A 25,493-nucleotide genomic window follows, 5' to 3' on the forward strand; every position below is an offset into this window, starting at 1 on the left:
AGGCTGGCCTCGCAGAACGGAGGTCTGTGATGAAAGCCCTTCCGAGCCTGGCCGTGGCCCTCGCCCTGATGGCCCCTCCTGCCGCCGCCCACCATGGCTGGGCCGCCTATTCGGACGAGGAAGCCTCGGTGGCGGGGGTGGTGGTCTCGGCCAGCCTGGGCCAGCCCCACGGCGTCATCAAGGTGCGCACCGACCAGGGCGTGTGGGACGTGATGCTGGCGCCGCCAGCGGCGATCCAGCGCGCGGGCCTGACCCTGGAGGCCATCCCGGCCGGGACGCGGGTCACCGCCCGCGGTCACAAGCGGATCGACGGGACCCCGGAGATCAAGACCGAGCGGCTGGTGGTGGGCGGACGCACCTACGACCTCTATCCGGCGCGCCGGTAGGCCCCGTCTCAGCGCATCTCGGCGATCCAGGCGCGGACGAGGGCGAGGCCCTCCTCGTGCGTCACCGAGCGGCCCAGTTCGGGCATCATCACGCCGGGCTCGTCCGAGGCCATGCGGTGGGCCAGGATCGAGGCCTCGGGGCGTCCCGGGGCGATGGCCGTCTCCAGCCCGCCTGAGCCGCGGCCGGCGGCGACGGGCCGCTTGCCGATCCCGAGGGCCGGGCCCTCGGGCTGCTCCCACTCCAGGAACAGGCCGCTGTTGGAGGCGATGGCCCGCGGGTGGTGGCAGTGGGCGCAATTGGCGTCGAGATAGGCCCGGGCCCGGGCCGCCAGCGGCTCGGCCGGATCGTCCCAGCGGGCGGTGCGGGGCGCCTGGCGAGGATCGGACGGGGCGCCGGCCAGGAGGCCGGTCCGGGCCCAGTGGGCGAGCTGGTTCTCGCGGCCGCCCGCATAGGCGAAGTCGCCGTTGAGGTTGCGCGCCTTGGGGCCCAGGGGCGCCACGGCCTTGTCCAGCTGGTGGCATTCCTTGCACTGGTTCTGGTTGGGCACGGCATAGTCGATGGTCCGCGCCCGGCCGGCCAGGTCGACGACCTCCACCGGCATCCGCGCTCCGGCCCGCTTGAGCGCCGCGTCGGTCTGGTCGGCATTCCAGACATAGGCCTGGGCGGCCCAGCCATCGGCCTTGCGGATCAAGAGGCGGGTCTCGATGGAGCGCACCTGGTCGTCCGGCCGGCGCAGGTCGGCGGGATAGGCGAAGGTCTTCACCAGCACCGTCCCCACCGGGAAGTCGAACGCCCCCTCGGCGCGGTAGGCGGCGGACTGGCCCGGGGGCAGGGCCACGAAGCGGTATTTCTCGGCATAGTCGCTGAACAGGGGGGCGTTCAGGGCGTAGGGCGTCAGGCCCGGCCCCGCCGCTCGGCCCGCGTTCTTCAGCGGCAGGCGATAGTCGGACAGCCTGGGAGCCGGCGTCTCGTCCAGCAGGCGGGCGAAGTCGGGGCCCGGCGTCGCCGGGGCCGCGCCCAGGCAGAGGAGGGCGGCCGCGATCGCCGCCAGACGCCGCACGGTCACGTCCCGAGGTCGGCCTGGGACTTGGGCAGAACCACGGCGGGGGGCTCGGCCAGCTCAAGATCCGCGCCGACGTCGGCGGCCACCTTGGGGCGGGCCTTGGCCAGTTCGCCGGGGGCAGGAAGGTTGAGGTTCAGCACCGGGCCATCCGTGAGCCGCACCCGGGCCGTTTCGCCGCCGTTCCAGCTGACCACGCCGTCCCACAGGACCGGGGGGATCGTCCCGCCGCTGACCATGGCCAGGAGCTTGCCGCCGTCGAAGGTCGGGTCCCAGCCGTTGCGGCCGATGCGGTTGTCGCGGACCACCACGTCGCGGGGCAGGGGATTGTAGGACGCGTCGTCGAACGTCTCGGTGTAGCTGACCAGCATCACCGCCGCCGACTGGTTGCCGTCGATCTCGTTGTCGAAGACGTGGACGTTGCGGTTGGCCATCACCATGACGCCGGCGCCGGTGGGCACGCTGGCCACGATGTTGCCCTTGGGGGCGAAGTTGCGGGTGTCGTTCTGGACCACGCGGTTGCGGAACACCCGGGTGGAGTGGCCGCCCATCTGCGGCAGGTTCGGCAGGTCGAAGACCAGGATGCCCCCGGTGTTGCGGGTGGTGACGTTGTCGAAGACGTCAGCGTTGTAGGAGTTCTCGATCTCGATGCCGGCGACGTTGAACTCGGCCAGGCTGCGCTTGACCACGATGTTCCTGGACTGGCCGACGTAGATGCCGGCGTCGGAGGCGCCGCGCACCACCACGCGGTCGATCAGCACATTGGTGGAGCTGACCGGATAGACGCCGTAGGCGCCGTTCTTCTCGCTGGGGCCGCCGGTCCATTCGACCCGGACATTGACGAAGCTGATCTGGTCCGAGCCCTTGGCCTTGATGCCGTCGCCGCGGGTGTCCTCGACGCCGAGATCGCGGACGACGACCTTGTCGGAAGTGATCAGCAGACCTTCGCCTGCGCCCTTCTGGCCCTTGAAGGAAAGGACAGTGGCGTCGGGGCCGGCGCCCTTCACGACCACGTCGTCGACGTCGAGGGAGAGGCCGTCGGTGAGTTCGAAGCGCCCCGCGGCCAGCTCCACCACATCGCCCGGCTTGGCGTCGAGGAGGGCGGTCTGCAGCCGCTCCTGGGCATCGGGGCCGGGCGCCACGGCGATGGTCTTGGCCTGGGCCGCGCCGGCCAGGAGCGCGAACGCCGCCGCGGCGGCCATGAGCCGGGTCATGGAATCCTCCCTCGTCGTCGGCGTCGTGACGCGCCGTTCAGTTTTGAGGTGACGCCGTTCGGCCAGGGATGCAAGCCCCTCAGGCGGAGGCGGACGCTCCGGCCACATAGGCGTCGATCTCGGCCAGGTGGCGGGCCACCGCCTCGGGCCCGAGGAAGGCGCCCGTGAAGCTGTTCCGGGCCAGGGTGACGAGCTCGTCCCGGGTGAGGCCGACGGCCTCGGCGGTTTCAGTCCAGTTCTGCGCCAGATAGCCGCCGAAGTAGGCCGGATCGTCGGAATTGACGGTGGCCTTGAGGCCCAGGGCCAGCATCCGCTTGAGGGGATGGGCGGCGAGGTCGTTCACCACGCACAGTTTGAGGTTCGAGAGCGGGCAGACGGTGAGCGTCATGCCCTCGGCCACGAGCCGGCGCACCAGGGCCTCGTCCTCCAGGGCGCGGTTGCCGTGGTCGATGCGGTCGACCCCGAGGACGTCGAGGGCCTCCCAGACATATTCGGGCGGGCCCTCCTCGCCGGCGTGGGCCACCAGCTTGAGGCCGCGCTCGCGGGCGGCCTTGAACACCCGGGCGAACTTGGAGGGCGGGTGGCCGACCTCGGAGCTGTCGAGCCCCACGCCGAGCAGGCGGTCGAGGTAGGGCTCGGCGGCCTTCAGGGTGGAAAAGGCGGCGTCCTCGTCCAGGTGGCGCAGGAAACAGAGGATCAGGCTGGAGCTGACGCCCAGTTCGGCCTCGGCCTGCCGCATCCCGGCCAGCAGCCCGTCGATGGCGATGCTGAAGGGCAAGCCGCGGTCGGTGTGGGTCTGCGGGTCGAAAAACAGCTCCACGTGCCGGGCGCCGTCGGCGGCCGCCCGTCGGAAATAGGCGAGGGCGAGGTCCTGGAAGTCCTCCCCGGTGCGCAGGACGCTGGCGCCCTGGTAGTAGATGTCGAGGAAGTCCTGGAGGTTGGAGAAGGCGTAGGCGGCGCGCACCTCCTCCACGCTGCGGAAGGGCAGGGCGACGCGGTTGCGCCGCGCGAACTCGAACATCTGCTCGGGCTCGAGGCTGCCCTCGATGTGCAGATGGAGTTCGGCCTTGGGCAGGCCGCGGATGAAGTCGGCGAGCGGGCTCATGGACCGCAGCATCCTCCCATCCGCGGCACGGTCAAGCGACCTAGGTGAAGACCTGCGCGAGCCAGGCCGAGTCGCCCTCGCGCAGGCGGCGCAGCTCCACGTAGAGCACGGTGATGGCCGTGGCGCCGACGGCGCCCGCGACGGTGGAGAGGACGGCGTTGAAGATCACGGCGACGGCGGGGCCAAGGAAGGCGAACGCGCCCATGACGCCGCTCGTCAGCAGGACGGCCACGACCCAGATCGCGAACAGGCCGAGGATCCGCCAGCGGTTGCCGCGGGTGAGCTCGGCGCTGCGGCGGAACGCTCCGATGACGCCCGTGCGCTCGGCGATCAGGGCGGGCGTGGCCGTGCACCAGGCGCAGGCCATCATCACCCCCGGGACGACCAGCAGGATCAGCCCCAGCATGACGGCGATGCCGAGCAGGAAAGAGACGCCGACCAGCGGCAGGATGTTGCGCAGGCCGAAGGACACGAGGTCGGTGATGGGCGGGCGTTGGCCGTTGAGGTCCTGGATGACCGCATAGATGAGGGCCCCCTGCAGGACGGCTCCGGCGACCACGCTCAGAAGCCAAGCGAGCGGCATGCCCGCCCCGAAGCCCGCCGCGCCGGGGCCGAGGTCGGGCGTGGTCGCCAGAACGATCAGGCCGGGCAGGCCCGCCAGTAGGGCTGAGAGGATGAAGAAGTTTTGAGCGTTGCGGCCGAGCACCTGGAAGGTGTCGCCGATGATCCGGACGATATCGATCTTGCCCGGCTGCACGGCGGCGGTTGCGGTCATTGGGGGGCGTCTCCCTGTTTCTCGTGCGGGGAGGAAAGCACGGTATGGCCAAGCTGTCGAACGGGACGGGAACATCGATCCTGATCCCGGCGTTGCCGGGGCATGGGTGCGCGCGTTCGCCAGGCGGCGGTGATTCTGGCCATGATCGCGGGCGGGCTCCTGGTGTTCGCCATCTTCGCGTTCGGTTGAGGTCGACGGACGGCCTCTGATCGGGGAGAAGGGGCGCATGACCCCGACCCTGAACGTCCGCTTCGAGCGCCACCCGCTCCGCGCCCCGTTCCGCATCTCCCGTGGGGTGAAGACCCACGCCGAGGTGGTGGTGGTGGAGCTGACCCAGGACGGCCTGACCGGCCGTGGCGAGTGCGTGCCCTACGCACGTTATGACGAGACCGTCGGCAAGGTGATGGCCGCGCTGCGCGGCGATCCCGAGGTGCTGCTGGACCGCCTGCCGCCCGGGGCGGCGCGCAACGCCCTGGACTGCGCCTTCTGGGACCTGCTGGCCAAGCGCGACGGCCAGGCGGTGTACGACATGCTGGGGCGGATGCCGCCCGAGCCGACGCCCTCGGCGGTGACCATCAGCCTGGACGTGCCCGGCGGCATGGCCGAGGCGGCGGCCGCGGCGGCGGATGCGCCGCTGCTGAAGGTGAAGCTCTCGGCTGACCGCCCGGCCGAGCGCCTGCTGGCCGTGGCCGAGGCGGCGCCCGCCGCCCGCCTGATCGTCGATCCCAACGAGGGCTGGACCCTCGACATCCTCAAGGCGATGGAAGACCCGATCGCCCGCTGCAATGTGGTGCTGGTGGAGCAGCCGCTGCCGGCCGGGGACGATGCGGTCCTGGAGGGGCTGACCTATCCCGCGCCGATCTGCGCCGACGAGAGCGTCCACACCCGGGCCGACCTGCCGACCATCGTGCGCCGCTACCAGGCGGTGAACGTCAAGCTCGACAAGGCCGGGGGGCTGACCGAGGCCGTGGCCCTGGCCCAGGCCGCCCGGGCCGAGGGCCTGTCGCTGATGGTGGGCTGCATGGTGGCCAGCTCCCTGGCCATCGCCCCGGCCTTCGTCCTCGCGGGCGAGGCGGACTTCCTGGACCTGGACGGCCCCTGGTGGCTGGCGAAGGACCGCCCGGGCGGCTGCCGCTTCGAGCGGGGCGTGCTGCATCCGCCCGAGCCGGGGTTCTGGGGCGATCCCGTGCAAGCCGCCTGACTGATCGCGGCGGCGAGTTGACAGCCGCGCCGCATCCGCCGCTTCATCCTCCGGGGAGCTTTCCGGGGGGACGGTGAGCAGCGAGGCCAAGGCGCCCATTGGCACGGTCGAGGCGGCCCTGGCCCGGGCCGCCAATATCCTCATTCGCGATCCCGCCCAGGCCGAGGCCCAGATCCGGGAGATTCTTCGGGCCTTCCCCGAACATCCCTACGCCCTGCGCCTGCTGGGCGCGGCCCTGCGCAGGCAGGGCGAGACCGCGGCCGCCGAGGAGGCCTATCTGCGCTCGGTGAAGGGCTCGGTGCAGGACGCCGAGATGATCGCCGCCGCCAACGCCCTCGTCGACAACCGCCTGGCCTATGCCGAGCAGATGCTGTGCGCGCGGCTGGAGGCGCGGCCCGGGGATGCGGCGGCGATCCGGATGCTGGCCGAGACCAAGATGCGCCTGGGTCTTCAGGACGAGGCCGAGGCGCTGCTGGCCCGTTGCATCGAGCTGGCGCCCGGCTTCACGCCGGTGCGGCACAACTATGCAGCCCTGCTCCACCGGCGCGGCAAGGCGGCCGAGACCCTGGCCCAGCTGGACGCGCTGCTGGCGGGCGATCCCGAGCATCCGGCCTATCTCAGCCTGAAGGCCGCCGCGCTCGCGGGGACCGGCGAGCACGAGACGGCGATCCGGCTTTTCGCCCAGGTGCTGGCGGCCCACCCGCGCCGTCCCAGGACCTGGATGGGCTATGGTCACGCGCTGAGGGCCGCCGGTCGCCGGGCCGAGGCGGTGGACGCCTATCGCCGCAGCCTGGCCCTCGCCCCCGGCCTGGGCGAGGCCTGGTGGGGCCTGACCAACCTGGGAGCGGGCGTCACGCCCGACGACGTCGCCGCCATGGAGGTCCAGCTCGCCCGGCTAGACCTTTCGGAGGAGGACCGCGTCCACCTGCATTTCGCCCTGGGCCGAGCCCATGAGGCGGGCGGCCGCTACGAAGAGGCGTTCCGGTCCTACGCGGAAGGGAACGCCCAGCGGAAATACGAGCTGGCCTACGATCCCGAGGAGACGAGCGCCAAGGTGCGCCGGTGCAAGGCGCTGCTGACGGCGGACGTCCTGGCGGCCCGGCCCGGGCAGGGCGCGCCCGCGCCGGATGCGATCTTCATCGTCGGGATGCCGGGGGCGGGAGCCGCCCTGGTGGCGCAGATCCTCTCCGGCCACAGCCAGGTGGAAGCGGTTGTGCAGCCGCCGGACCTGATGGGGCTCGTGCGGGGGCTCGGCGGAGGCCCGGATTACCCGGACATCGCGGCCGGGCTGTCGCCGGACGACCTCAGGGCCCTGGGCGAGGCCTATCTCTCGGAGGCCCGGCGGCGCGCAGGGCTCGGGCGGCCGTTCTTCGTCGACGCGGCGCCGGAGAACTGGACGCGCCTTGGCCTGATCCTGCCGGCCTTGCAGCACGCCCGGATCATCGATGTCCGGCGCCATCCGCTGGCCTGCGCGGTTGCGGCCTTCCGGCAGCCCGTCGCCGAGGGGGCGGGCTTCACCTGCGACCTCGAGCACCTGGGCCGCGCCCACGCCGACTATGTGGCGCTGATGGCCCATCTCGACGCCGTGGCGCCGGGGCGGGTCCATCGGGTGATCCACGAGCGGCTGGCGGCGGAGCCGGAGGTGGAAATCCGCCGCCTGCTGGATCACTGCGGCCTGGCCTTCGAGGTGGGCTGCCTGCGGCCCTGCGAGGACGAGACCGCGGACGAGGGGCTGTGGCGCAGCTACCATCCGTGGCTCGGCCCGCTAAAGGCGGCGCTCGGGCCGGTGCTGGACGCCTATCCGGCGGCGCCGGCCGCCTAGGCAGGATCGCGTCAGGCCGCGCGGCCGAGGTCGCCCGCCTTGCGGGGCATGTGGGTGCTGACCTTGCCCGGGAAGCGCGGCGGGCGCTTCTCGAGGAAGGCCGCCACGCCCTCGCGCACGTCCGCCCCTGCGCCCAGCTCCATGGACAGGGGGCCGTCCAGCTTCAGCAGGTCCCACGGATCGGGGGCGGCGCCGTAGCGCCACAGCATCCGGCGGGTGAGGGCCACGGCGACCGGGGCGGTGTGCTCGGCGATCTCCAGGGCCATCTCCCGGGCCCGGGCGAGGAGGACGTCGGGCGGGAGCACCTCGCTGACGAGGCCCCCCGCCTGCGCCTCCTCGGCCGGGATCAGCCGGCCCGAGAGGCACCAGCGCAGGGCCTGGGGCAGGCCCACGAGCCGCGGCAGGAACCACGCGCTGCCGGCTTCGGGCACCAGGCCGCGGCGGGCGAAGACGAAGCCCAGGCGGGCGCCCTCGGCGGCGATGCGGATGTCCATGGGCAGGGTGAGCGTCGCGCCCACGCCGACGGCCGCGCCGTTGATGGCCGCGATCGAGGGCTTGCGGCAGTTGAAGATGGCCCCGACGAAGCCGCCGTCCTCGGCCCGCGCCTGTCCCGGGGCGGCGAAGGCCACCGAACCCTCGGCCTCGGCGTCGAAGGCCCCGGCGCCGGCGCTGATGTCGGCCCCGGCGCAGAACCCCCGCCCGGCGCCGGTGACGATGACGGCGCGCACCGCATCGTCGCCGTCGGCCCGTCGGAAGGCGTCGGCCAGTTCGACGCCCATCCGGCTGGTGTAGGCGTTCAGCTTGTCGGGACGGTTGAGGGTGATCGTGGCGACCGGCCCCTCCACCTCGTAGAGCAGGGTCTCGTAGCCCATGGGGCGCCTCCCTATGCGTTTGCCCAAGATTGAGCGCGCCTTGACGAGGCGGCAGGCAACCGGGCGCGGGCGACCCTCAGTCCAGGCGGAAGGGCACCATCCGGCGCTCGTGGGGCGGCACGCGCAGGGGGCGGTCCACGGGCGGGAAGGCCCGCTGCGGGCAGTCGTTGCGTTCGCAGATCCGGCAACTGACCCCGATGCGGGCGGCCGGGCCGGAAAGGTCGATCCCCTCGGAATAGACGAACTGGTCGGCGTGGCCGATCTCGCAGCCGAAGCCCAGGACGAAGTGGCGGTCGGGCGTCAGGTAGCTGCCGGAGGGCTTGGCGACGCTGCGGGCCACCGACAGGTAGCGCGTGCCGTCTGGCATCTCGGCCACCTGCACCAGGAAGCGGTCCGGGGCGCCCACGGCCTGGTGGACGTTCCAGAGCGGGCAGGCGCCGCCGAACCGGGCGAAGCGCAGGCGGGTGGCCGAGTGGCGCTTGGTGATGTTGCCCGCGTAGTCCATGCGCACGAAGAAGATCGGCGCCCCGCGCAGGCCCGGCCGCTGCAGGTTCGAGAGCCGGTGGCAGACCTGTTCGAGGCTGGTGTGGAAGGTGAGGGCCAGGGCCTCGATGTCGTGGCGCAGGGCCCGGGCGGCGGCCTGGAAACGCCGGTAGGGCATGAGCAGGGCGCCGGCGGCGTAGTTGCTGAGGCCCACCCGGCAGACATCCACCGCCTCGGCGGTGCGGAACCGGGCCCGGGCGAGCTCGGCCTCGATCACCTCGGTCAGTTCGGCGGCGGCCAGGTGGTAGGCGAGCTGGAACGTCTGGGTCTCCGCCGGCTGGCGCGGATTGACCCAGAGGGTGCGGGTGGCCGGATCGTAGCGCCGCATCAGCTCGCCCGAGGCGCCCCGCACCACGGTCACGTCCTGGCGGGCCTTCAGCCAGGCGATCAGGCGCGCGTCGGGCGGCTCGCCGTCGGCCAGGCCAACGGCGTCCGACAGCGCCTCGGCGGCGCGGTCGAGCTGGTCGAGGTAGTTGTCCTTGTCGTGGAAGAACTCGCGCACTTCCTCGTAGGGGAGCAGCGAGCTGGCGGCGGTGGTCTCGTCCAGGGCCACGGCCTCTTCCGTGAGGTTCAGCCGCTCGGCGAGGCGCTGGTTGGCCCGGTGCAGGTCGAGGAACCGGCGGGCGAAAGCCGGCGCCTGGAGCGCCACCCGGCGGATTTCGGAGAGGGCCACGGGCGCGCCGGGATGGGCGCTTTCGGCCACCGCTTCCCGCAGGTCGGCGATCAGCCGCTCGTCCTCGCGCGCCTCGAACACCTCGGGCGGCACCCCGAAAACCTCGGCGATGGACAGCAGCACCCGGGAGGTCACCGGCCGCTGGTTGGCCTCGATCTGGGAGAGGTAGCTGACCGAGATGCCGAGCCGTTCGGCGCAGGCCTGAAGCTTCAGCCCCTGCTCCTGGCGCAGGCGGCGCACCTCGGGCCCGACGAACAGCTTCTCCGACATTTCACAATTTCACAAAACACGCTTCAGGAGGCGCAAAGTCTTCGCACGTTCTCGTTTGAAATCCAGACCGAAAGCGCGCTTGCTCCCCTACCGAACGTGATCCTCAAGTTCGCAAAACAAAATAGGGAAGATGGAAATGCTCGGACGGCGCCCCGACAATCTGCACCACCTGCCCCGCCTGGGCTTCGCCGACGCCTGCCGGCTGTTCGGCATGACGCCGCGGGCCCTGCGCTTCTATGAGGAGAAGGGCCTGATCGAGGCCCGGCGCGACCGGCTGAACCATCGCTACTACGACGGGGCGACGCGGCAGAAGCTGTCGTGGATCTCGCGCCTGCGTTCGGTGAGCCTGCCCCTGCGCGACATCCGGCAGGTGCTCGAGGCCGAGCAGCGGGCCGGAACGGGCACGCAGGTGGCCCTGCGCAAGCTGCTGTCCCGGCGCGAGGAGCTGGCGCGGGAGCTGGCCGCCGTCGACGCCCTGATCCCGAGCCTGCAGGAAGAGGCGGCCTAGGGGCGGCGCTTTCCGGCCTTCGGCTCTCCGGTCGCCAGGGGCCGGACCTCGTCCACCAGGGCCATAAGGAACCGGCCCGGTTCCTCATGCGGCGCGAGGTGGGCGGAATGCTCGAACCAGACGATCTTCTTCAGCGGCGCCGTCAGGCCGTTCATCCAGGCCTCGGCCACGTCGGACGGCGTGGTCAGGTCGTGCCGGCCCAGGAACATCAGCACCGGGAAGTCCACGCGCTTGACGGTCATCAGGTCGATGCGGGTCATCTCGGGCAGCAGCGTGCCCACCGAAAGCTGGCCGCCCTCGTCGATGGCCTGCCGGTCGGCGAGGTCATAGTCGGGCGAGAGCCGGGCGGCGCGGAAGTAGAAGTCGGCGTTGTCGCGATAGGCCGCGAGGCCCCCGTACTTCATGACCCACTCGCGGACGACGTTCACCTTCTCGAACGGCAGCGGCCCTTCGCCCGGATAGGGGGCGATGGCGCGCAGCTCGGCCAGGGCCTCGGCGTCGCCGCGCTGTTCGGCCAGGGCCAGCAGCTGGCGATACTGGGAGGCCTCGTTGGCGCGCATGGCGATCAGGGGGCCGACGCCCACATAGGCGCTGATCCACTCCGGGCGCTTGACCGCCGCGTCCATGGCGATGGCGTTGCCCCAGGAGTGCCCGAGCAGGACCACGCGCTCCTGGCCGAAGCGCTGCCGCAGGTGGGCGATCAGCTCGACGAGGTCCTCGGCCATGCGGGCCCGGCTGAGGGTGGGGCGGGTGGCCTCGGCGCCGTTCGAGCGCAGGGTCTTGCCAGTTCCGCGCTGGTCCCACTGGACGACGGTGAAGAACTCCTCCCAGGCCTCCTGGTAGGGCCAGGCCCGGCCCATCTCCGCCGCCCCCGGGCCGCCATGCACATAGATGAGGATCGGGTTCGACTTGTCGGCGCCGCGGATGGAGACCCACTGGTCCATGCCGCCCAGGCGGATCTGCTCCACCGACTGCACGCCGTTGGGCGTCACGATCTTCTGGCGGTCGGCGATCATGGGTCGCGCCTGGGCGTAGGCGGCCTCCGGCGAGGGCTCGGACGCCGGCTGGGCGAAGGCAGGGCCCGCAAGCAGGGCCGTGGTGGCCAGAAAACCGATCAGCGCCCGCATCAACCACTCCCCCTCGGCTCTGCGTATCCGCACCATTTGCGGTTGAGCTAGGCGCCGCGCGCAGCCGCCGCAAGCCGTCTCCGCTCACCGATGGCGCGGGCCTGCGCCTCGATCGACGCCAACCCGGACGATTGGCGGGACGACGAGGAGCTGGCCGGTTGAGCGCCGGCCTTCGCTGAAAGCACGCTGAAACGGCCGGAGACGCCCACGAGGTCTCGCAGCCTGCGCAGGGCGTCAGCGAGCGGTCAGGCGGCGGCCGGAGGCCGGGATGTGGAAGTCTTCCTCGGCGAGGCGCTCGGCGGCGTCGGCGACGAAGCGTCGATTGGCGAGCAGGGCGCTGAGGGCCGACTCCGCCGCGACTTCCGGCTGTAGCCCAAGGGCCCGCCAGTGGCTGCGGAAGGCCTGGGCGTAACCGGCCTGGACCCGGCAGGCGTCCTGGCCCTGCTTGGCGGCGCACTGGCGAAGCGCCGGCTCGTCGCGGATCAGGGTCAGGCCGTTCCCCAGGGCGCTGCGGGCGGCCTCGTCCACCTGATGGCTGAGGGACGGCGCGGCGCAGGCGGCGGCGGAGCCATATTCGAGGCCGTCGAAGACCCAGACCTTCAGGAACTCGTACCGATGGGGCGCGATGCGCTTCAACAACGGAGCGCGGTAGCGGTAGGCGGAGACGCTCTCGGCGAAGTCCTCGTCGACGCTCGCCGCCGCATAGGGCGAGACATTGGCGGAGGAGGCGCCGCCCGTGCGGGCGTCGTCGGCGGCCATCTGGTCCTTCCAGGCGTCGCGCCAGTTGAAGGTGCGGCCCCGGGCGCGGGTGAACTCATGGGCGATTTCGTGGACGAGGCTGGCGCGCCGCTCGGCGGCGTCGGCGCTGTGCCAGCCCCCGCCGATGATGATCCCCTCGACGCCGGCGCCGGCCCGGGCGACCACCTCGACCCCGGCGCCAAGGCCCGCGGCCAGGCGGTGCAGCCGGTCGTGGTCGTGCCAGATGCGGCGGTAGTCCTCTGACAGGGGGAACAGGCTGGGAGGCAGGTCGGCGAAGGCGGCGATCACCTCGTCCAGCTCCTCCACCGACCAGTGCCGGGTGACCCGGCCGTCGGGGCCGAAGGGGAGGTAGTGGTATTCCAGGGCCAGTCGGAGCATCCGCGGGCCGTGCTCCCGGCCGAACAGCAGGCGTGCGGCGCAGTTCACGTCCCGGCACCGCTCGGCGCCGCGGACCACCTTCAGCTCGGCGGCGGCGGTGAGGGCCTCGAAGGCGGCGAGCTCCAGGGCCGCGCCCTCGAGATTGAAGCCGGCGATGCTGGCCTTCTCCCGCGGCCCGCTCCGGGCGGTCACGTAGTCGGCGGTGGTGTCGGCCAGGCAGGGGGCGACGCCGTTCCAGGCGCCGGCCACGGTGACGCTCGCGGGCGGCCCCGCGGTCATCTGGAGGCGCTTGCGGGTGAAGCCGAGGTCGCCGAGCACCGCAAGCATCGCAACGACGACGAGCGTCACGATCCGCATGGTCAAACGCACTGTCACGCCCCGCCCGTCCAATCTTCACGCCACCCCGGCGGCCGAGGCGAAGGCCGCGGCGGCCGTTTCCCGGTGCCGCTACCGTCCCGAGGGCGGCTGAGCCTTGACGTCCATCAACAGGATGGCTGAGCCGTAGCGGCCGTCAACCGCGCAGGGCGGCGGCTGCGCGCATCAGGCCCCCGTGCCGGCTCGGCGCATCAGACGAAGCGGCGCCGTCCGGCGTCTCCCGGCCGGACGGCGCCGCTGTGGAGCATCACAGTTTGAAGCGCACGCCGATTACAGCTTCGGTCGCGGACCGCCGCTCGCGGCCGCTGGACCAGCGATGGTCGACATGGCCGTAGAGGCTGCCCGATGAGGAGACCCGCCCGGTGACGCCGATGCCGATCTCGACCGCGCGTTGGCCGAAGCGGTTCTCGATGGCGTCCGATCCCAGATCCACGCGGTCGGCGCCGTTGAAGCCATGCCAGATGTTGGCCTTGACGTAGGGCTGCCAGAGGCCGCTCTCGGTCCAGCGGGTGTGATGCAGGCGCACGCCGATACGCCCGGTCCAGCTGACGTCCTCCTGCCAGCGGACCGTGGAGAAACCATCCGCACTGTCATCGATCGACAGGGTCTGGCCGATGATCTGGGCCTGCGGCTCGATCTTCCAGCCGCCGCCGAGAGAGAAGGCGCGGCCGGTTTCGAGGGAGGCGGCATAGCTCGCCCCGCTGGCATCCAGGCCGCCGCCGTAGTCGGATCTGGCCTCGACGTCGAACCAGTGACCCTGGATCACCGCATCCAGGTAGCGCCCCGATGAGGTGTAGTGGGTCCAGTAGGCGCCGGCCGCCGTGCCGTCCAGGGTGAGCTTCCCGACGGGGAGATTGCGGCTTCCCAACGCAAAGCCGCGGATGTCCGCGCGATGCTGGATGCGGCTGACGTAAACGCCCAGGGGATCCTGGCCGTCGTCGTGGGAGCGGTAGAGATCCGTTCCCAGCTGCACCCCGGTGATGCGCGAACGCGACATGCGGGCGTCGACCGGGCCCGACCAGCGGCCGTCGCCGTACTCGCCGATGACGCGGGCCCAGACGTTTTGAGTATTGGCGCCCCGGGTCTGTTCGCCCGCGCGCGCGTGCAGCGTGAGCCCAGGTCTCATCGAACCTGTGGCAGGCCTCGGGGGTCTGTTCGCCCGCGCGCGCGTGCAGCGTGCCGATCAGCGCCAGGTCCATGGCGCGCGTCAGGGCGGGAACCGGCGCATACAGGGCCGCCTCGGGGCGGTACAACGGCGTCAGGTCCCCCGGGGTGACCGGCGGGGGCTGGTCCCCGGGGTCGGCCGGCAGGGGGTCGGCCGGCAGGGGGTCGTCCGCCGGGTCGACCGGCTGGGTTCCATCCCCGGGATCGACCGGCGGGGGTTCGTCCCCCGGGTCGACCGGCGAGGTTCCGTCCCCGGGGCTGACCGGCGGGGGCGTCGGGTCGGCGCTTCGGAACGAGCGGAGGAACCAGTCCTCGGTGCTCATGACGCCGCCGCGGAAGAGGCGATATTCGTAGGCGCCGGCGGCGACGCGGCCGGCGAGACGGAAGGCGTCGGGGTCGGTGGTGGCGCCGTTTATCGTCTGAACGACGCGGATGCCGTCGCTGGTGGTCTGTGCGCCGGCGCCGCCGGCGTTGACAATAGCGATGCGCGTCGTGCCGCTGGCCGCGCCGCCGTCGATCACCAGGACATCGCTGGGAGAGGCGTCGTCCCCGAGCCGGGTGTTGAGGCGCAGTGTTCCGCCCTGACCGGCGAAGCTGTTCACGGTCAGGGTGGAGAATGCGCCGGCAGGCTCGAAGATGATGCGCCCGGCATTGGTGACGACGCCCGCGCTCGAGGATCCGGTGACGTTCCAGAGGCTGATGGCGTCGAGGGTTATGTCCGTCGCGCCGGCGGACAGGCCGGTCCAGGTGGAGTTCGCCAGGCTGAGATTGGCGGTGTTGCCCGTATCGACCGTGAGATCGCCGCGCCAGCGCGACCCGGTGAAGGCGGCGTTCACGACATGGCCCGCACCAACACCCTGCACCGAGAAGGCGCCTTCAATGCCGTTCACGCTGTTGACGTCGAGCGAGAGATTGCTGGCGACGCCGGCGTCGTCCTCGACCAATGCGAACTGGCGCTTGCCGCCGACGACGCCAGACTTGATGACGATGGGGCCGTTCAGGGTGACCGATCCGGCGCCGCCGAAGACGTGAATGACGGCTCCCTGGCTTGCGGACAGCCTGCCGCCGTTGACGGTCAACTGGTTCGGGGCGACCAGCGTGCCCTCATCCATGTAAAGGGCGGCGGAGGAAGCGCCAGTCACCGAGACATTGACGTTGGTGGCGGTGAGCAAGCCGCCGTCATTGAGCTTCAGGCCGTGGGAGCCGTCCCCTGTCGTGGTGACCGTCGAATTCTCGAGGTTCGCCACGCCCCCAACCGCCGCATAGGCGCCGGCTGACAAGGCGCCGCTGGTCGTGATCGACAGGCTTCGACCGGCAAAGGTTGCGCCGGTCCCAATGGTGAGCGCGTAGGAATCATCCCCCTGGGTGTTGATCGTGAGATCGGCGGCGTCGATCTCGGTGCCGGCGTCGAGAGCAAACAGGCCTTCGCTGAAGAAGCCTGTGGTGGAGATGGCCACATTGCGGAGCGTGACCTGGCTTCCGGTGGTGGCGTACAAGCCGAATGCAGAGGACGCTCCAGAGGTCTGGATCGTACTGTCGGAGAGCGTGACCTGCGTCACGTCGCGCGACGTGACGCCGTAGGCGCTATCGCCGGATGTCCCGATATCGAGGCCGGTTCCGTTGAAGACGGAGCCATTGTCCACGACAAGGACGCCGGCGGCGTTGTCGCCTTGGGTCGTGACCGAGCCGCCGTTCAGGATGATCTGTCCGGTCTGCGAGGCCTTGGCGCCGGTCGCCGCGGACGCGGTGGTCTCGAGGATGACGGAATTGCCGGTGTATGTGCCGCCTGTGACGTCGACAGCCGGCACGGCGGCCGCATTGCTCGTGCGGGTGACGCCGTCATCCTCGCAGGAGCCGGCGGCGAGGCTGACAGGGCCTGGCGGGGCCGGGATGCACTGGGCGAAGGCCGTATCCGGCGCCCACAGGAGGAGCGCGGCCAGAGGGGTCAGCGGCAGTCCGGCCGTGGCCGGGGCGGGGCGAGCCGAAACCGCTCCGACCGGAATGTTCTGCGGGTGACGCACGGTTCTCTGGAACCCTTCCTCATGCCCTCCTCGCCCGTCTGGAGCCAGCCTCGAAAGCGCTCAGACGCGGCAAGGCCGGAGCGTCGCGATAACCGCCTCGCCCACGCGGTATGCGCAGGTCTTCATTCGCTTTCTCGGTCGTCCCCAGGGGCCACGATCCTTGGCCAGGAGGCGCGCAAGATTTACGGCTAAGCCATAAGCGGTAGAGTTGCAGGTCCACTACCAGGAGGTGCGACATGTCGTCGCTCCCCGTGACCTTCCGCCCTCTGCGATCACTGTGTGAGAGCTCAGGCGTCCGCGCAGCCGGCCGTTGAAGCTTTCGACGGATCCCAGTTCTGCCGCTGCTCGCCCGTGGCCCTTTCACGACCAATGCCGCGCCACGGCCCGGCCTCTGCGCGCGACGTCGGCGGGGTTCCCGTCAGTCGCGCGGAGATCCGGAAAGGAGACGGTCGGCGGAAAGAGTGGCGGTGGCGGCAGTCGAGACGTCACCTGGCTCCGCCCAAGGGGGCCTGTTGTTCTTATTTTGTTCTAGACATTGATAGGTGGTGTCTCAGTTTGAATTTGCCCGCCGTTGACAAGCATCGCGCCTCGGCGAGCGACCCGCTATGATGGCGGCATGTTCATCATCGAGGCCATCAGCCCGAACAGCGCTGTTGAGATAGAGCTGAACCCGCTTCCCACGCGGGAGGCCCTGGCGAAGGTCGCGACGATGCGCGCCGAGGGTTTTCAGCGGATCACGCTCCGGGACGCGACGAGCGGTGTTAGGCTCGAAATCGAGCGCTTCCTGAGGGACCATTCCGATGCCTAAAGGCCCGCGCGGAGAGAAGCGCCCCGCTGACGCCATCGGCCTTGCGGTCATGGTCGGCAAGATCGCGACCGGCGAGGTCGAGGATAACCCAACGCCCGAAGACAAGGCCCACCACAGCCGTGGCGGGAAGAAGGGCGGCGCTGCCCGCGCGGCGAAGCTGACGCCGGAGGAGCGGTCGGAGATCGCTAAGAAGGCGGCAGCGAAACGGTGGTCGAAAACCACTTGACCTGAAAAGAGGTTTGAGGGAAAACCACTTGCATCGACATCTGGCGAGGATTCGGGCGTGGGCGACTATCTCCAAGAGCGGCTAGATCAAGCATTTCCGGCGAGCGCCGACGCACAGCTCGTCCGCGCGGTGCAGCAGGGCATTCTCCTGGCGGACGACACCATCGAAAATCAAAGCTGGCTTCAGGGGGCTGCGGCCTTCCTCGCGAAGGACCTTCGCGGCTACGTGCGCCGCGCGGCCATCCTGTCGCGGGTCCACGCGGCGTGCGAGGCTGGCGATCTGCCCTTCGAGTCCGTCATCTCCGCGATGCCGCGCGGCCCGTTCCACTGGGTCGAGATGAGGTCGGGCGGCTTCAAGGCGCACATCTGCCGCAGCGAGAGCCCGAGCGCGTTTCCCGAGGACACGCCCACCCGCCAAGACGAGCGGCTGACGAACTACGGGAGCCTGTTCGAGAACGTCGTTCCTCTGAGGGAGGCCGCCGAGTCTGCGGCGGACCTATTCGCGTGGCTCACCTTCGGCGTGCCCGGCGGCCAGTTGGGCCACTTGTGTTGGGCGATGCCCTCCGCCGACGGCAAGGAGTGGCTGGCGCACACGAACGTGCTGTACCGGCTGGCGGCCGCTCAGATCCATGTGGAACCGGAGCCGCCGGCCGAGCGCGCCAAGATCAAGTTCAAGGAGCAGATCGAGGAAGCCCTCAAGGGCAAAGACGAAGACGCTGCGGAAGACGGCGAGAAGTAGGGGAAGGGAGTGACCATGCGTACCGAGAACGGGGGTGCCGCCACGCGCCCCCGAGCGAAGCTGATTCCCGAAAGGATCAAGGAGGCCAGGGAGGCGCGAGGTCTCACCCTGGAGGCATTCGCTGAGACCTTGGGTGTCAGCAAGCAGGCGGTTGCTCAGTATGAAAACGGCCAAATTTCCCCGAGCGGAGAAGTTCTTGGCAAGATCATCTCATCTACTGCTCAGCCGCTTTCATTTTTCACTTCGGTACCGGCCCGGGCGGGTGAACTGAGAACGCCGTTCTGGCGCAGCCTGAAGCGGATGGAGCAGCATCATCGGAGGAGAGTGACTAGGCGCCTTCAGTGGGCGGCAGACATCTGCGCCCTAGTCGAACGCTTCGTGGAACTGCCGAACGTCGATTTCCCGGCCATTGCCTTCGATCCGGAGACGGCGGACGAGGAAGACATTGAGCGTGCGGCGGAGGCGACCAGGGATCATTGGGGTCTCGGGCGCGGCCCCATCCGCAACCTCGCGGCGCTTCTTGAGCGCAAGGGAGCGATCATAGTCCGCGAGGCCGTGGCGTGTGATGACATGGATGCGGTGTCTTGCTGGATTTGCGCTCGGCCCTTCATCCTTCTGTCGGAAGAGGTGACCAGCGGTCCGCGAGACATTTACAACTTAGCTCACGAGCTAGGCCATGTAATTCTTCACGCGAGCGTTGAGCTAAGCTCCGACAATCTTGATCGCATCGAGAAGCAGGCAAACCGTTTTGCCAGCGCCTTTCTGTTGCCGCGCGAAAGCTTTAGCAGCGAGGTTCTCGGAACCTCCATCGGTTACTTCACTACGCTGAAGCAGCGTTGGGGTGTTTCCATAGCGGCGATGGCTTACCGCTGCAAAGACCTCGACATCTTCACTGACAATCAATTCTCTTACCTTTTCAAACAGATGAATTGGAAAAAGATCAGGAAGGTGGAGCCGCTTGATGAGGCTTTTCCGGTAAATACGCCGTCGGTGCTTGCTGACGCCGTGAAGATGCTCGTCGAACATGGCGTCTATACGCGCGAACAGATTGAGGGCGCTTTGTCGTTGAACTTGGCCGACGTGGAGAGCCTGTGCGGCGTGCCGAGGGGATACCTCGACACCCGCGTAGTTCGACTCCAACTCAAGCGAGATTTGGGTCCTGAACATATTGCTTGACACTCAAGCAAAAAGTTCAGATAAGAGGGGCATGAACAAGCTGCCCCTCGCGAAGCGCGTCCAAATCCTCGCCATGCTGGTCGAAGGCTCCTCGATGCGGTCGATCTCGCGGGTGGCGGATGTATCGATCAACACGGTGTCGAAGCTGCTGGTGGATGCCGGCGAAACCTGCATCGCCATGCATGACGAGATGGTCCGCGACGTGAAGGCCAGCCGCGTCCAGTGCGACGAGATTTGGTCGTTCAACTACTGCAAGCAGCGCAACGTCGGTAAGGCGAAGGCCGCGCCGCTCGACGCGGGCGACGTGTGGACCTGGACGGCCCTGGACGCTGACACGAAGCTGATTGTCACCTACGCCGTGGGCGACCGCACGCTGTCGTGCGCCAAGCTGTTCATCGAAGACCTGAAGGACCGGCTGTCCAACCGGGTCCAGCTCACCTCAGACGGTCACCGCGCCTACGTGGAGGCCGTAGAGGGCGCGTTCGGCGATGATGTGGACTTCGCCCAACTGGTGAAGATCTACAAGGGCAGCACCAGCCCGGCCGGGCGCTACAGCCCGCCGGAGTGCATTGGCGCCAAGAAGCACACCGTCACCGGCAACCCGGACGAGGCGCACGTTTCCACGTCCTACGTCGAGCGGTCGAACCTCTCGATCCGGATGGGCAACCGCCGCTTCACCCGCCTGACGAACGCCTTCTCCAAGAAGATCGACAACCACCTTCACGCGCTGGCGCTGTACTTTTTCCACTACAATTTCGTCCGCCAGCACAAGGCGCTGAACAAGCTGTCACCGGCCATGGCTGCCGGCGTCACGGATACGCTGTGGTCGCTGGAAGACCTCGCGGAACGGATCGAAGCGCGGCGGCCGCAGGCGAAGGGTAAGAAGCGCGGGCCGTACAAGCCGCGGGCGAAGGCGGCCTAAGCCGCCGCCTTTCCGAGAAGTTCAAGGAGCCGGTAGCCGGAATCCGTGTCGGGCACCGATGCGAGCACGCGGATGCCCTGCCGCCCCGGCTCATCGCAGGCCTCATAGAGGTAGAGCCCGCCACTAGGCTGGAGCAGGCCATTGTCGGCCAGGGTTTTCGCGGACAGTTCCGACAGATATACCTCTGTATCCATCGGAGTCGTTGCAACAATCAGGAACTCATCCATGGCGTTGTCTCCGCGTACTCATGCAAAACTCTCGGCGTCTCAGCTAGCAGACTATCTCGTGGCTCCGACCCCGATGGGTCAGATGGCGATTCTACGCCAGGCGAAGGCTCCAAGCGACAACAAACCCAAGATAATTCAGTACAAATTTGCCCGTCAGGCGATTTCGTCTTGTCTTAGATCGCCGGAGAACACGAACCACATCGTTGCGGCCACCGTCGCTAATCTTGAACAGCGTCGCGATGACGAAGCCAACGGCCCGCTCGTGCGCGACGATGCTCAACGTTCACTAGAAGTCGTCCAGACTTTCCAACGTTCAGTTAACGCTCTCGATCTGTCCGCCGGTAGATATGAGGCGGCGCCGAACCCGTCGCCATCGCTGATGGTCGCGGGGGTCGAAATCTCCGTCTATCCGGATGCCCTCGTGCGGTTCAACACCCGCGCTGGCGAACGACTCGGAGAGGTGTTCGTGCGCTGTACCATCGGGACGACCGGAGAGAATGCCGAGAACCGTCGCTCGGAGGCGAACGGCCACCTGGCCACCATTGCCCACATGCATGCCGCGCAACACCTCGCCCACATCGGGGCGCCGCACTCTCAAGCATCGATGGTCATCGACGTACCGCGCGGTCGGGTAGTGTACGGCTCAGCCAACACGACGCGGCGGGTCCAGCAGATCGAGACCGCCTGCCGGATGATCGCGGCGATCTGGCCGACCGTGTAGATTTCAAACTGAGACACCACCCATTGATAAGGTTGCGTGCCATCATCTTGGAGGTGGGTCAGTCGATCCAGAAGACGATCCAACTGTTCTTCGAGCCGTCGATGAGTACCCCGACGCCCTCTACTGGCTGGAGCAGGTGGTTGACGTCCGCGACCGCCGCCTCAAGTACCTGACGCTCACCGACCGCGGCCGTGAGGTCGCCCAAACCATCGTGGACCAACTCTCCCACGGTGAGATTTCTACCCACTAGAAGGGTGAGATTTCTACCCACTAGAAGGCCGCGATGAACCTGAAGCAGAAGCCTAGCGGCATTTGGGTTGCTGACTACATTGACCCACAGTCTGGGGCACGGCGGCGCGTCTCCACCGAGGCCCGCGACAAGGGCGAGGCCCGCATCCGCGCCCGAGACTAATCCTCGGCCTGAACGTGAAGCCCGCCAACACCGGCAAGGCCGAGCCTGACCAGCCGGGCGCATTCACGGTGGACGCCGCCTTCGACCGCTGCCCCAAGACCGTGTGGTCGGTCTACAACTGCAAGAGCGTGGCGACCGCCAATTCCAACGTGAACGTGCTCTCGGCCTGAAGATCGAGGTCGCCGGGAAGATGACCCGCCTGGGATCGCTGCCCGTCGAGAAGATCACCTTCTCGCGCCTGGAGGCCGTCCAGAAGGCGCTCCTCGCCGGACGAGCACTTGGCCACCCTCGACGTCGACATCGAGGCGCTGCACTCCTGAAGCAAGGCCCCTGAGTCGTTCGGGTCCTTCTTCAAACCCCTCCATGTGGGACAACCCGGATTGTGGGATTAACGGGGATTACTGCCAGCCTTGGCACACCCTGGCGCACCTAACTGGTTGAAATTATTGCCTTCTGTGGCGGTGAGAGAGGGATTCGAACCCTCGATACGGTTTCCCGTATACACGCGTTCCAGGCGTGCGCCTTCAACCACTCGGCCACCTCACCCCACGGCTCCCGCGGAGAGGGCGCGAATATAGTCAGGTCGCCTGTCAGGGCAAGCGCCGTCGCGTCGTCGGGGATGCGCGGGGGCGGCGGAGCCCCTATCTTGCGGGGCGACGGTTTCCGGAGCGCATCACCATGCTGTTCGCCAACAAGCCCCTCGACCTGCCCACCGCCGCGGAGGCGCTGCCTGGGCGGCCGACCGCCATCCCCACGGCCGAGACCCATTTCGTGAACGGCCGGGCGCTCAAGGGGCCGTATCCGGAAGGGCTGGAGATCGCCTATTTCGCCATGGGCTGCTTCTGGGGCGTGGAGCGGGTGTTCTGGCAGATCCCGGGCGTCCATGTGACCGCCGTGGGCTACCAGCAGGGGATCACTCCCAACGCCACCTATGAGGAGGTCTGCTCGGGGCGCACGGGCCACGCCGAGTCGGTGATGGTGGTCTTCGATCCCAAGGTCGTCAGCTACGGCGACCTGCTGAAGGTGTTCTGGGAGAACCACGACCCGACCCAGGGCATGCGCCAGGGCAACGACATCGGCACCCAGTACCGCTCGGGCCTCTATGTGACCAACGACGCCCAGGCCGCCGAGGCCGAGGCCTCGCGGGAGGCCTATCAGCAGGCCCTGTCGGCCTCGGGCCTCGGCCGCATCACCACCGAGATCGCCCCAGCCGGGCCGTTCTATTTCGCCGAGGACTATCACCAGCAGTACCTGGCGAAGAATCCCAACGGCTACTGCGGCATCGGCGGCACCGGCGTGACCTGCCCCATCGGCGTGGGCGTCGAGGCCTGAGCCGCCGGCCGTGGGGGGCGTGACGCACGAGACGGTGGCCCGGGCGGCCTTGGGCCTGCCGGCGACCACCCACGTTGTCCAGTGGGGCGGCCATGACGTCTACAAGGTGGGCGGCAAGGTGTTCGCCATCTGCGGCGACGAGGCGGTGTCGTTCAAGGTGACGGAGATCGGCTTCATGGCCCTGACCGAGGGCGGGCCCGGCCGCCAGGCGCCCTATCTGGCCAAGGGCCAGTGGGTCAGCGTCAATCTTGCCGACGCGGCCGAGGAGGACATCGCGCACTGGATCGCCACCTCGCACAGCCTGATCGCGGCCAAGCTGACGAAGAAGGCCCGGGCCGAGCTCGGCCTCGCCTAGCGCTCCAGCAACTGGCGCAGGTCGGCGATGGCGCCCGCCGCCCGCGAGGAGCGCTGGCGCCAGAACAACAGCACCACGGCGCTGATCGTCGCCAGCATGAAGGCGTAGGGGCCGAACAGCCAGGCCGCCGCCGCCAGAGCGAAATAGTAGCCGCGGACCCCGGCGTTGAAGGACGACAGGGCCGGGTTGAGGATGCGGGCGATCACCGACCCGTACTCGCGCCGCAGGGCCTCGTCGGGGAGTGGATCGGGCACCGAGCCCATGCCGGCGATGCAGTAGTTGAGCTGGCGGATCGACCAGATGAAGTCGAGCAGGCCCCGGGCCAGGCTGATGAGCACCAGGGCGAGCTGGAGCTCGAACAGCACCCGCGAGGACGTGCGCACCACCTCCAGGGCCGAGACCGAGCGGAAGGTGGCTTCGCCGCCGAACAGGGCGCCGGCCGCGGCGGCGATCAGCAGCAGGTTGGACGAGGCGAAGAACGAGGCCGAGTTCAGGGCGTGGCCGAGAAGCTGGCCATCCATCAGCCGCGGGCTGCGGCCGGTCATGTTGGTCATCCAGGCGGCGCGGATGACCGTCATGTCGGTGTTGATCACCCCGCCGCGTCGCCGGGCCACCAGGGTCAGCATCGGCTCGTAGAACAGCCAGGCGACGGCGAACACCGCCAGGGCCACGAGGTCCAGGGTCGGGATTGGCAGGGTGATCGGCCCCACGGCCCTCAGTCCTCCTTGATCAGCGAGTGGGTGTTGGTGTCGCGCAGGCGCACGGCGACCACAAAGCCCAGGGCCATGATCACGGAGACATAGATGTAGAAGCCGCTTTCGCTTCCCACGTCCTTGAACCAAAGGGCCACGTATTCGGCGGTGCCGCCGAACAGGGCGTTGGCCACCGCATAGGGCAGGGCGACCCCAAGGGCCCGGACATGGGCCGGGAAGAGCTCGGCCTTCACCAGGCCGCTTACCGCCGTGTAGCCGGACAGCGTCACCAGCAGGAGGACGATGAGGCCGAGGGCCGTGGCCTGGGAGGGCCCGCCGGCCAGCGTCGACATCACCGGATAGGTGGCGACCGCGCCGCTGAGGAAGGCGAAGGCGATGGTGGTCTTGCGGCCCAGGCGGTCCGACAGCCAGCCGAACAGCGGCTGGGCGAACATGTAGATGATCAGGGCCACGGCGGTGATCGACGTGGCCGCGCCCTTGCTGAACCCGGCCGTGTTGACCAGGAACTTCTGCATGTAGGTGGTGTAGGCGTAGAAGGCCAAGGAGCCTGCGGCCGTGAGGGCGAAGATGATGGCGCTCTCGCGGGGGAACTTCACGAACAGCATCATGGTCCGCGCCCGCTCGGCGCCCGCGGCCTTGGCGGCTTCGTAGGACGGGCTCTCGTCCATGCCGGAGCGGATCCAGAACACCACGATCGCCAGCAGCGCGCCGATGACGAAGGGGATGCGCCAGCCCCAGTCCTCGAGGGCCCCGCGGTCCATGACGTTCTGCAGCAGCACCAGCACGGCCAGGGCGAGAAGCTGCCCGGCGATGAGGGTGACGTACTGGAACGAGGCCCAGAAGCCGCGGCGAGCGCGGCCGGCCATCTCGGACATGTAGGTGGCGCTGGCGCCGTATTCGCCGCCCACCGACAGACCCTGGAGAATCCGCGCCAGCAACAGGCCGAGGGGCGCCCAGGCGCCGATGTGGCGGGCGTCGGGCAGGGCGGCGATGGCGAAGGCGCCGGCGCACATCATGCTGACGCTCATGGCCAGGGCGGCCCGGCGGCCCTTCCAGTCGGCGTAGAGGCCCATGAGCCAGGCGCCGAGCGGGCGGGCGAAGAAGCCCACGGCGAAGATCGCCGCGGTCTGCAGCAGCTGGGCTGTGGTGTCGCCCTTGGGGAAGAAGTGCGGGGCGAAATAGAGGGCGAAGGACGAGTAGGCGAACCAGTCGTACCATTCGACCAGATTGCCGGCGCACCCGCCGACGATCGCCTTGGCCCTCTGTATCGGCGTCAACCCCGCCGTGGTCAGCGCCGCCGGCGCTTCGCTCTCTGCGCCGGTCTCAGTGGCCGTCATGCAATCCCCCCGAACTCATACTCTTCGGGGGGATGCTAGGTTTCGGCGGGGCCTACGCCAAGGGGCGCCTCGCTAGAGGCGTCCGAGCAGGACCAGGATGATGATGATCACCAGGACCAGGCCCAGGCCGCCGCTCGGGAAGTAACCCCAGCTGCGGGAGTAGCCCCAGCTCGGCAATGCGCCGATCAGGAGCAGGATCAGGATGATGATCAGAATAGTGCCCAGGGACATTCGGCTCTCCTGCGTGCGCCCCGACCTGCGCCGTGGTGAGC

The 25,493-nt window shown here is 69.1% G+C and carries 27 protein-coding genes, 1 tRNA gene and 1 pseudogene; 13 read left to right on the forward strand and 16 right to left on the reverse strand.

What is annotated here, in order from left to right; translation table 11 throughout:
* The first annotated feature begins 29 nt into the window (after nt 1–29).
* Nucleotides 30–386, forward strand: coding sequence for a DUF6152 family protein (locus tag BO64_RS11920; protein ID WP_496403527.1), 357 nt, complete (start codon nt 30–32; stop codon nt 384–386).
* 8 nt (nt 387–394) lie between these two features.
* Here BO64_RS11920 and BO64_RS11925 read toward each other — a convergent pair whose 3' ends face one another.
* The 4 genes from BO64_RS11925 to BO64_RS11940 all read right to left on the reverse strand — a co-directional run bounded on the left by BO64_RS11925 (nt 395) and on the right by BO64_RS11940 (nt 4,541).
* Nucleotides 395–1,453 carry an SO2930 family diheme c-type cytochrome gene (locus BO64_RS11925; protein ID WP_496403528.1) on the reverse strand — a complete coding sequence of 353 codons (1,059 nt, stop codon included), beginning with the start codon at nt 1,451–1,453 and terminating at the stop codon, nt 395–397.
* On the reverse strand, nt 1,450–2,661 hold the full coding sequence (locus BO64_RS11930; RefSeq protein WP_496403529.1) for a parallel beta-helix domain-containing protein: 1,212 nt from the start codon (nt 2,659–2,661) through the stop codon (nt 1,450–1,452). Before BO64_RS11930 ends, BO64_RS11925 begins: the two co-directional genes overlap by 4 nt.
* Nucleotides 2,662–2,740: 79 nt before the next feature.
* The gene (locus BO64_RS11935; RefSeq protein ID WP_496403530.1) at nt 2,741–3,766 is read right to left on the reverse strand and encodes an adenosine deaminase; all 1,026 of its coding nucleotides are present in this window, start codon (nt 3,764–3,766) and stop codon (nt 2,741–2,743) included.
* Nucleotides 3,767–3,806: 40 nt separating this feature from the next.
* Complete coding sequence (locus BO64_RS11940; protein WP_496403531.1) at nt 3,807–4,541, reverse strand: hypothetical protein; 735 nt, start codon at nt 4,539–4,541, stop codon at nt 3,807–3,809.
* Between the two features lie 226 nt (nt 4,542–4,767).
* Here BO64_RS11940 and dgcA point away from each other — a divergent pair, with 226 nt between their 5' ends.
* Nucleotides 4,768–5,742 (forward strand): N-acetyl-D-Glu racemase DgcA, encoded by a 975-nt coding sequence (dgcA, locus tag BO64_RS11945; RefSeq protein ID WP_496403532.1) that lies wholly within the window; start codon nt 4,768–4,770, stop codon nt 5,740–5,742.
* Nucleotides 5,743–5,815: 73 nt separating this feature from the next.
* Nucleotides 5,816–7,564, forward strand: coding sequence for a tetratricopeptide repeat-containing sulfotransferase family protein (locus BO64_RS11950; protein WP_496403533.1), 1,749 nt, complete (start codon nt 5,816–5,818; stop codon nt 7,562–7,564).
* 11 nt (nt 7,565–7,575) lie between these two features.
* On the opposite strand, the gene BO64_RS11955 is transcribed toward BO64_RS11950, so the two are convergent.
* Nucleotides 7,576–8,436, reverse strand: coding sequence for an enoyl-CoA hydratase-related protein (locus tag BO64_RS11955; protein WP_496403534.1), 861 nt, complete (start codon nt 8,434–8,436; stop codon nt 7,576–7,578).
* Between the two features lie 76 nt (nt 8,437–8,512).
* Nucleotides 8,513–9,922, reverse strand: a complete 1,410-nt coding sequence (locus BO64_RS11960) for a helix-turn-helix domain-containing protein (RefSeq protein ID WP_496403535.1) — start codon at nt 9,920–9,922, stop codon at nt 8,513–8,515.
* A gap of 136 nt (nt 9,923–10,058) precedes the next feature.
* Here BO64_RS11960 and BO64_RS11965 point away from each other — a divergent pair, with 136 nt between their 5' ends.
* On the forward strand, nt 10,059–10,430 hold the full coding sequence (locus BO64_RS11965; RefSeq protein WP_496403536.1) for a helix-turn-helix domain-containing protein: 372 nt from the start codon (nt 10,059–10,061) through the stop codon (nt 10,428–10,430).
* Here the strand turns inward: BO64_RS11965 and BO64_RS11970 are convergent.
* From BO64_RS11970 to BO64_RS11985, 4 genes and pseudogenes are all read right to left on the reverse strand, one after another.
* On the reverse strand, nt 10,427–11,557 hold the full coding sequence (locus BO64_RS11970) for an alpha/beta fold hydrolase (protein ID WP_496403537.1): 1,131 nt from the start codon (nt 11,555–11,557) through the stop codon (nt 10,427–10,429). The two genes, BO64_RS11965 and BO64_RS11970, sit on opposite strands and share 4 nt — an antisense overlap.
* 234 nt (nt 11,558–11,791) lie before the next feature.
* Nucleotides 11,792–13,069, reverse strand: coding sequence for a hypothetical protein (locus tag BO64_RS11975; protein ID WP_496403538.1), 1,278 nt, complete (start codon nt 13,067–13,069; stop codon nt 11,792–11,794).
* A 247-nt stretch (nt 13,070–13,316) separates the two neighbouring features.
* A complete protein-coding gene (locus BO64_RS11980; protein ID WP_496403677.1) occupies nt 13,317–14,195 on the reverse strand; it encodes an autotransporter family protein in 879 nt (292 codons plus the stop codon).
* A pseudogene (locus tag BO64_RS11985) lies at nt 14,194–15,345 on the reverse strand (autotransporter outer membrane beta-barrel domain-containing protein); the annotation flags it as partial. The gene BO64_RS11980 and the pseudogene BO64_RS11985, both read right to left, overlap by 2 nt.
* Nucleotides 15,346–16,870: 1,525 nt before the next feature.
* Between BO64_RS11985 and BO64_RS11990 the strand changes: the two are divergent.
* Genes BO64_RS11990 through BO64_RS12010 form a run of 5 tightly spaced genes read left to right on the forward strand, consistent with a single transcriptional unit; the run spans nt 16,871 to nt 20,124 of the window.
* Nucleotides 16,871–17,062, forward strand: coding sequence for a hypothetical protein (locus BO64_RS11990; protein WP_496403539.1), 192 nt, complete (start codon nt 16,871–16,873; stop codon nt 17,060–17,062).
* A gap of 49 nt (nt 17,063–17,111) precedes the next feature.
* Nucleotides 17,112–17,288 (forward strand): hypothetical protein, encoded by a 177-nt coding sequence (locus BO64_RS11995; protein WP_496403540.1) that lies wholly within the window; start codon nt 17,112–17,114, stop codon nt 17,286–17,288.
* Nucleotides 17,289–17,345: 57 nt separating this feature from the next.
* A complete protein-coding gene (locus BO64_RS12000) occupies nt 17,346–18,026 on the forward strand; it encodes a hypothetical protein (protein WP_496403541.1) in 681 nt (226 codons plus the stop codon).
* Nucleotides 18,027–18,041: 15 nt separating this feature from the next.
* A complete protein-coding gene (locus tag BO64_RS12005) occupies nt 18,042–19,202 on the forward strand; it encodes a helix-turn-helix domain-containing protein (RefSeq protein WP_496403542.1) in 1,161 nt (386 codons plus the stop codon).
* A 31-nt stretch (nt 19,203–19,233) separates the two neighbouring features.
* The gene (locus BO64_RS12010) at nt 19,234–20,124 is read left to right on the forward strand and encodes an IS1 family transposase (RefSeq protein ID WP_496403543.1); all 891 of its coding nucleotides are present in this window, start codon (nt 19,234–19,236) and stop codon (nt 20,122–20,124) included.
* Here the strand turns inward: BO64_RS12010 and BO64_RS12015 are convergent.
* On the reverse strand, nt 20,121–20,351 hold the full coding sequence (locus BO64_RS12015; RefSeq protein WP_496403544.1) for a hypothetical protein: 231 nt from the start codon (nt 20,349–20,351) through the stop codon (nt 20,121–20,123). The genes BO64_RS12010 and BO64_RS12015 overlap by 4 nt on opposite strands.
* Before the next feature lie 82 nt (nt 20,352–20,433).
* Between BO64_RS12015 and BO64_RS12020 the strand changes: the two genes are divergently transcribed.
* Nucleotides 20,434–21,072, forward strand: coding sequence for a hypothetical protein (locus BO64_RS12020; RefSeq protein ID WP_496403545.1), 639 nt, complete (start codon nt 20,434–20,436; stop codon nt 21,070–21,072).
* A 58-nt stretch (nt 21,073–21,130) separates the two neighbouring features.
* Here the strand turns inward: BO64_RS12020 and BO64_RS12025 are convergent, their stop codons facing one another.
* On the reverse strand, nt 21,131–21,277 hold the full coding sequence (locus BO64_RS12025) for a hypothetical protein (protein ID WP_496403546.1): 147 nt from the start codon (nt 21,275–21,277) through the stop codon (nt 21,131–21,133).
* 221 nt (nt 21,278–21,498) lie between these two features.
* On the opposite strand from BO64_RS12025, the gene BO64_RS12030 reads away from it, so the two are divergent.
* Entirely contained in the window at nt 21,499–21,654 is a 156-nt protein-coding gene (locus tag BO64_RS12030) for a hypothetical protein (RefSeq protein WP_496403547.1), read from the forward strand.
* A 286-nt stretch (nt 21,655–21,940) separates the two neighbouring features.
* Here the strand turns inward: BO64_RS12030 and BO64_RS12035 are convergent.
* Nucleotides 21,941–22,030 (reverse strand) — tRNA-Ser (locus BO64_RS12035).
* Nucleotides 22,031–22,162: 132 nt separating this feature from the next.
* Here BO64_RS12035 and msrA point away from each other — a divergent pair.
* Together msrA and BO64_RS12045 are read left to right on the forward strand one after the other, a co-directional pair.
* The gene (gene msrA / locus BO64_RS12040; RefSeq protein ID WP_496403548.1) at nt 22,163–22,816 is read left to right on the forward strand and encodes a peptide-methionine (S)-S-oxide reductase MsrA; all 654 of its coding nucleotides are present in this window, start codon (nt 22,163–22,165) and stop codon (nt 22,814–22,816) included.
* Nucleotides 22,817–22,835: 19 nt separating this feature from the next.
* Entirely contained in the window at nt 22,836–23,171 is a 336-nt protein-coding gene (locus BO64_RS12045) for an MmcQ/YjbR family DNA-binding protein (RefSeq protein WP_496403549.1), read from the forward strand.
* On the opposite strand, the gene BO64_RS12050 is transcribed toward BO64_RS12045, so the two are convergent.
* From BO64_RS12050 to BO64_RS12060, 3 genes are all read right to left on the reverse strand, one after another.
* The gene (locus BO64_RS12050) at nt 23,168–23,881 is read right to left on the reverse strand and encodes a DUF599 domain-containing protein (RefSeq protein WP_496403550.1); all 714 of its coding nucleotides are present in this window, start codon (nt 23,879–23,881) and stop codon (nt 23,168–23,170) included. The two genes, BO64_RS12045 and BO64_RS12050, sit on opposite strands and share 4 nt — an antisense overlap.
* A 5-nt stretch (nt 23,882–23,886) precedes the next feature.
* Entirely contained in the window at nt 23,887–25,221 is a 1,335-nt protein-coding gene (locus BO64_RS12055; RefSeq protein ID WP_496403551.1) for an MFS transporter, read from the reverse strand.
* Nucleotides 25,222–25,293: 72 nt separating this feature from the next.
* Nucleotides 25,294–25,452 carry a DUF3309 family protein gene (locus BO64_RS12060; protein ID WP_496403552.1) on the reverse strand — a complete coding sequence of 53 codons (159 nt, stop codon included), beginning with the start codon at nt 25,450–25,452 and terminating at the stop codon, nt 25,294–25,296.
* Nucleotides 25,453–25,493: the final 41 nt, after the last annotated feature.

Source organism: Phenylobacterium composti DSM 19425 (assembly GCF_059568645.1).